Genomic DNA, 6343 nt, shown 5'->3' with positions numbered 1-6343 from the left:
TAAATTTGACGGCTGGGTAAATTTGACGGCTGGGTAAATTTGACGGCTGGGTAAATTTGACGGCGCGCCGAACTCTTACAAGCTCGGCGCTTTGCCGCTAGCGGTTAAAAAGTATTTTCTCTTTTTTCTAGCACAAGATGAAGTATATAAGTCACCGCAAATGCGACTGCGCTAGGTACGATCCAGCCCAGCATAGAGTCGTAAAACGGCAGCTTTTTGACTAGATCGGTCACTAGCGGTACCGATACACCGGCGATATCAAGGCCGTTTATCGTGCCGACGACCACGCAGACGTAGACGCAGGTGCGATAAATGAGCTTACTCGAGTCGATCAGCGGATTAATGAGCGAAAGGATGATGAGCATGATCGCGATAGGGTAGATAGCTACTAGCACAGGGATCGAACCCTTGATGATGGTCGTGAGGCCAAAATTCGCCACGCCAAAGCCGATCAAACACCACGCCGCGACCCAAATTTTGTATTTGATACGTCCGCCCGTTAGCTCCTCGAAGTACTCGCTAGCAGAGCTGATAAGTCCCAACGTCGTCGTAATGCAAGCTAGGAAAAAGGCAGAACCCAACACCAAAACGCCCGCCTTGCCAAAATAATGCCCGCTAATACGAGATAGTAGCTCAGCTCCGTTTATGTTCGGCGCATCCTTAAAAAGCTCCGCCGACGTGGCGCCCAAGTAACCAAGCATCAAATAAATCGCCATCAAAATCACGCCTGCCGTCATACCGGCTTTTATCGTTGATGAAACCAGATGGCGCTCGTCTTTTACGCCGACGCTTCTGATGGCGTTTATTACGATGATACCAAATGCCAGCGACGCTAGCGCATCCATAGTCTGATAGCCTTCTACAAAGCCTTTGGCTGCGGCGTGTTGCGCATAATCCCCGCTAGGAGCGACAAACTCCCCGATTGGGAACAAAAACCCAGCCCCAAAAAGTAGTAAAATAAGCGCCAAGAGTATAGGAGTGAGGTATTTGCCGAGCAAATCAACTAGTTTTGACGGATTCATACACACGTAATAATTTAGCGCAAAATACGCAGCTGAGTATATAAATAGCCAAATTTGCAAATTTTCAGCCGCGATAAACGGCTTAACCGCGATATCAAAAGGCATATTTGCTGCACGAGGTATTGCAAAAAGCGGCCCGATGGTGAGGTATAAAAGCGCTGTAAAAAGCACCGCAAACACCGGATCTATACGGCGTACCAGGCTTTGAAGGCCTTTTGCTCTAGCGATCGCCGCAACGCCAAGCACCGGCAAAAGCACGGCCGTAGCGCAAAAAAACATGATCGCGATGTAAAAATTCTGCCCAGCCTCTCGCCCCAAATTTGGCGGAAAGATGAAGTTCCCCGCGCCGAAAAACATGGCAAAAAGCGTGAGCGAGATGACCATAAACTGATTTTTGCTAAGATTTTGTTTCATTTTCGCTCCATTTTAGTTTTAAATTTGACAAATTGTATTTAGATAAAGTTGAATTTCCGTTGATTTGAGTTAAATTTGCTCATTTTTCGCGCGCGCGTGTTTCGATTTGAAATTTAGCCGCGTAGCTGGAGTAAAATTTAAACATTTTAAAGTATAATCGCGCAAAGGAAAAAAATGGCGAAAACTAAAACCGTATTTGAGTGTCAAGCCTGCGGCAATCAGCAGAGCAAATGGGTCGGCAAATGCCCTCAATGCGGGGCTTGGGATAGCTTTTTAGAGCTAAATGCGCAGCAGATCGAAACGCTAAAAGAGATATCAAAAAGCACCGCAAAACCCAGCCTCGCAAAGCAAATCAGCGAGGTCGAGATCGAAAAAATCACGCGCATCAGCACGCAAAATAGCGAGCTGGATCTAGTCCTTGGCGGCGGCGTCGTGGAAGGCTCGCTGGTGCTAATCGGCGGAAGTCCCGGCATCGGCAAGAGCACCTTGCTGCTAAAAATCGCGTCAAATTTCGCCGCCCAAGGCAAAAAGACGCTATACGTGAGCGGCGAAGAGAGCGCGAGCCAGATCAAAATGCGCGCTCAGCGCCTAGACGCGGTAAAAGACGGGCTGTTTTTACTCACGGAAATTTTACTCGAAAACATCCTAGCCGAAGTGCGCAAAAATGAGTATAAAATCCTAGTCATCGACTCCATACAAACCCTTTATAGCGAAAAAATCGCCTCCGCGCCAGGCTCCGTGTCGCAGGTGCGCGAGATCACTTTCGAGCTCATGCGCTTAGCCAAAAACGAAAATATCTGCGTCTTTATCATCGGCCATATCACAAAAGACGGCTCGATCGCGGGGCCGCGTATCTTGGAGCACATGGTGGACGTGGTGCTATATTTTGAGGGGGACTCCAGCCGCGAGCTGCGTATGCTGCGAGGGTTTAAAAACCGATTCGGCTCGACTAGCGAAGTGGGGATTTTTGAGATGAGCGAAAACGGACTAATTAGCGCCAACGATGTCGCGGGCAAATTTTTCACGCGAGGCAAGGCTACTAGCGGCTCGGCGATCACGATCACGATGGAGGGTTCGCGCGCGCTTAGCGTCGAGATCCAGGCGCTCGTGTGCGAGAGCGCGTATCCTAAGCGCAGCTCCACGGGCTACGAAAAAAACCGCCTAGATATGCTGCTAGCGCTGCTTGAGCGCAAACTAGAGATACCGCTGGGGCACTACGATGTTTTTATAAACGTGAGCGGCGGCGTCAAGATCAGCGAAACGGCGGCCGATCTAGCCGTGGTAGCAGCGATCATCTCTAGCTTTAAAAACCGTCCGATCAGCAAAGAGAGCGTATTTATGGGCGAACTTAGCCTAAACGGCGAGATTCGCGAGATATTTAACCTCGATCAGCGCCTAAAAGAGGCCAAAACACAAAAATTTAAAAATGCGATCGTTCCAAGCAAGCCGCTTGACGCGCAGGGGCTAAAATGTTTCGTCGCCGGCGATATCACGCAGGTTTTGGAGTGGATGTAAATTTTGCGCGCCAAAACCCGTACCGCAAAAATGCCGAAGGAAAAATATGGAAAATCTAAAATGGAAACTCTCAAAAACGTTAAAAACAGCGATGAGGCAAAAAGATATAGATACTTTTACGCTAGCTAAAATCGCTAGCGAAACATACGCAAAAACTCACGCAGATAGCGGCTTAGACGTTAGGCAAGAAGTTTTAAAGTCATCGACGAATACGCGCCAGAGGTAAATTTAGAAATTTTGGACTTGGTTTGCAAAATTTTAGGCTCTAGCGTTAAATTTGGCGAAAACCGAGATTTTTAAATTTACCGCTACTTTAAATTGCTTCAAAATTTAAATCCGGCACAAAAGCCCAAAACGCTTAAATTTACGGTAAAATCAAAACCAAAGTAAACGCAAAAACGGCAAAACTTGAGACGTTTAAATTTTATGCATACTTGGGCAAAATATAAATACGGGCGGCAAATTTTACATAGCTATCCGGCCAAAAAAAGGCAACAATCGCCTTTGCATAAAAAGCTCGGCAAAAGGCGTCATTTTTGGTAGGTTGCAACGGTCGCGCTCCAAAAGAGCAAGGTGGCGAAATTTACTAAAAAATAAATCGCACCGCAAAATCAGGTTAGTTGCAGCCAAAAATGCCGTAAAAAGCAAAAATTAGGAACAAAATGTTTGGTTATATTAGATTTATTTTAGCGTATTTCGTATTACTCTCGCACGCTGGCATCGGGCTAGCGGGCAAAAACATCGGCGTCTTCGCCGTCGTGATATTTTATATCCTGGCAGGACTCGTCACATCAAAGGTTTTTATCAAAATCGCGCCGCAAAACACTCAAATAAGCTACTTTATAAAAGATAGATTTTTGCGCATTTATCCCGCATTTTTCTTTGCGTTTGTACTCACGGTGCTATTTTTTTGCGCGACGTCGTATCTGCAGCCGCATTTTAATGCAAAAAACTTGCTTCTAAATGCGCTTATCGTGCCTCTAAACTACTTTTTTTGGCTTGACATTTCCGTCATAGATGCGCCCGTGGGGCTAAATTTCCTCATACCGCCGGCTTGGTCGCTAGGAGCCGAGCTTCAGGCATATGCCCTGCTCGTACTTGCGATCAAATTTAGATGGCTAGGCTACGCTCTAGCCCTTGGTTCGCTAGGAGTTTACGCAGCGGCGAATTTGGGCTTTATAAATGCCGACATTTACGGATATAGGCTTGTTTGCGGCGTATTTTTTATGTTTTACACGGGATTTTTGATATATCAAAAAGAGCTTGGCAAGCTCACCGTTTTTTACGCAGCGGTAGCGGCGCTGGCGGGCTATCTTTTTTACTCGCACAATTTTAGCGCTTTTGGCGCAGAGACGATGCTTGGATACTTGATTGGCGCAGCCATCGTTCTAGCGCATGAGAAGTTTAAATTTAAGCTCAAATTTAACGATATCGCAGGCTCGCTTTCATACGCGATCTTTATCACCCATTTTCTTTTTATTTGGCTCAGCGAGTTTTTACTAGGAAATGTAAATTTAGCTTTTGTAACGACTGCTTCGATTATATTTGGATTTATAAATTTCTATCTTATTGAACAAAAGATAAACAAAATAAGATTTAGAAAGCAAGCTTAAAATCAACCAAAAGGTACGAAAAATACTACGAGTAAAATTTATTTTAAAACCACGAAAATCGTACGAAAAAGTATCAAAAAATCCCTAAAAATCGAAAGATTATCGACGTATGCACACTCCATTTTCACACGCTCGTCAAAGGAGATTTCATTCCTGCCGCTCACCTGCCAAAGCCCCGTAAGCCCCGGCCTGACCCTTGTTATCTTGCCTAAATTTTTACCGATTTGTTTTTTTTCGTAAAACATATACGGACGAGGTCCGACCAAACTCATCTCAAGCCTAAGGACGTTAAAAAGCTGCGGCAGCTCATCAAGCGAAGTACACCTGATAAATCCACCGACTTTTGTTATGCGCGGGTCAAATTCGTATTTATGAAATTTTGCAAAATGCTCGACCTCTGCGGGATTTTGCTCGAGATAATCGTCTAAAATTTTACGCCAATTTTTATGCATCGATCTAAATTTATAGCAGCTAAACGGCTTGCCAAAACGCCCTATTCGTTTTTGTTTGAAAAAAATGCTCTCGCCGGGCTCGTTTATCTTTATGACCGCTGCTATAACAGCGACGACCGCAAGCCAAATCGGCGCAGTAGCGACAACGACGACGTAATCGATCGCGGCTTTTAGCAAAATTTTAGAGCGCAGACTCATAGCTCACCCTCCAAAAATCTTTCGTAACTACTCTCCACGAGCCCCTTTATCTCTCGCTCAAAGCGCTCTTTTGAAAATTTTAGCGCATTTTGCCTGATCGCTTGCGGATCAAATTTATCTCTTATTTTTTTAAATTTTACAACCGCTTCGTTTAGGCTATCTTCGCTTTGCTCGCTAAAATAAACGCCCGTGACGCCGTCCATCACGCTCTCTTTCGCGCCGCCCTTACCCAGACAGATGACTGGCGTACCGCAGGCCTGAGCTTCCACGGGCGCTATACCAAAATCCTCCACGGCAGCAAAGACGAAGGCTTTTGCTCTACCCATCAACTCCGCAGTCTCGTGCGCACCCCTGAAGCCTAAAATTTCGACATTGCTTTTAGCGATATTTTTGATTTCATTCATCTGCTCGCCGTCACCCACGACGACTAGCTTTTTGCCGCTTTCGTTAAAGGCGCGCACGATTAAATCGATCTTTTTATAAGGCACCATCCTTGAAACCGTGACGTAAAAGTCCTCTTTATTTTCGTTTAATTTAAAATTTGCGGTATCTACGGGCGGGTAGATCACGGCGGCGTCTTTGCCGTAAATTTTACGTATGCGGCGCGCAATAAAATTTGAATTTGCGACGTAAACGTCGGCTCTGTTTGCCGCAGCGATATCCCACAAGCGGATTTTATGTAAAAAATATCTAGCTAGCGCCGCTTTTAGTCCGCGTTCTAGTTCGTTTTGACGCAAATAGTCAAAATACATATCCCAAGCGTAGCGCATCGGAGTGTGTATGTAGCTTATATGAAGCTGGTTTGAATGCGTCAAAGCGCCCTTTGCTACGGCGTGCGAACTAGACAGCACGACGTCAAATTTGCTCAGATCAAACTGCTCTATCGCTAGCGGAAAAAGCGGCAGATAGCTCCTAAATTTGCTCTTTGCAAACGGTAAATTTTGAATAAAACTGGTTCGAGCAAATTTACCTTTTAAAATCTTTTGCCTATCGTCGAATTTAAGGTAATCAACAAGGCTAAAAATCTCAAAATCATCCCAAATATCCGTAAAACTCTGCACGCAACGCTCAGCTCCGGCATAGGTTTCTAGCCAGTCGCAAACCAGAGCTTTTTTCATCCGCTCCGCCG

At 45.5% G+C, this 6343-nt stretch carries 6 protein-coding genes; 3 read left to right on the top strand and 3 right to left on the bottom strand.

The window, feature by feature from the left end; translation table 11 throughout:
• Positions 1-104: 104 nt before the first annotated feature.
• The gene (gene brnQ, locus CSUNSWCD_RS04675) at positions 105-1436 is read right to left on the bottom strand and encodes a branched-chain amino acid transport system II carrier protein (protein WP_009494546.1); all 1332 of its coding nucleotides are present in this window, start codon (positions 1434-1436) and stop codon (positions 105-107) included.
• 174 nt (positions 1437-1610) lie between these two features.
• Here brnQ and radA point away from each other — a divergent pair, with 174 nt between their 5' ends.
• From radA to CSUNSWCD_RS04660, 3 genes are all read left to right on the top strand, one after another.
• Positions 1611-2951: a DNA repair protein RadA gene (gene radA, locus CSUNSWCD_RS04670; RefSeq protein ID WP_009494544.1), complete on the top strand. Its 1341-nt coding sequence runs from the start codon at positions 1611-1613 to the stop codon at positions 2949-2951.
• 46 nt (positions 2952-2997) lie between these two features.
• Positions 2998-3177: a hypothetical protein gene (locus tag CSUNSWCD_RS04665; RefSeq protein WP_009494542.1), complete on the top strand. Its 180-nt coding sequence runs from the start codon at positions 2998-3000 to the stop codon at positions 3175-3177.
• 436 nt (positions 3178-3613) lie between these two features.
• Positions 3614-4564, top strand: a complete 951-nt coding sequence (locus tag CSUNSWCD_RS04660) for an acyltransferase family protein (RefSeq protein ID WP_009494538.1) — start codon at positions 3614-3616, stop codon at positions 4562-4564.
• 38 nt (positions 4565-4602) lie between these two features.
• Here the strand turns inward: CSUNSWCD_RS04660 and CSUNSWCD_RS04655 are convergent, their stop codons facing one another.
• A complete protein-coding gene (locus CSUNSWCD_RS04655; protein ID WP_009494536.1) occupies positions 4603-5214 on the bottom strand; it encodes a sugar transferase in 612 nt (203 codons plus the stop codon).
• Positions 5211-6332: a glycosyltransferase family 4 protein gene (locus tag CSUNSWCD_RS04650; RefSeq protein WP_009494534.1), complete on the bottom strand. Its 1122-nt coding sequence runs from the start codon at positions 6330-6332 to the stop codon at positions 5211-5213. The genes CSUNSWCD_RS04655 and CSUNSWCD_RS04650 overlap by 4 nt, the downstream gene beginning before the upstream one ends.
• Positions 6333-6343 lie beyond the last annotated feature (11 nt).

It is taken from the genome of Campylobacter showae CSUNSWCD (assembly GCF_000313615.1).
In the GTDB taxonomy this organism is placed as follows: Bacteria; Campylobacterota; Campylobacteria; order Campylobacterales; family Campylobacteraceae; genus Campylobacter_A; species Campylobacter_A showae_A.
Note: the sequence above shows the minus strand (reverse complement) of the source record. Positions and strands in the feature narration are given on the sequence as shown.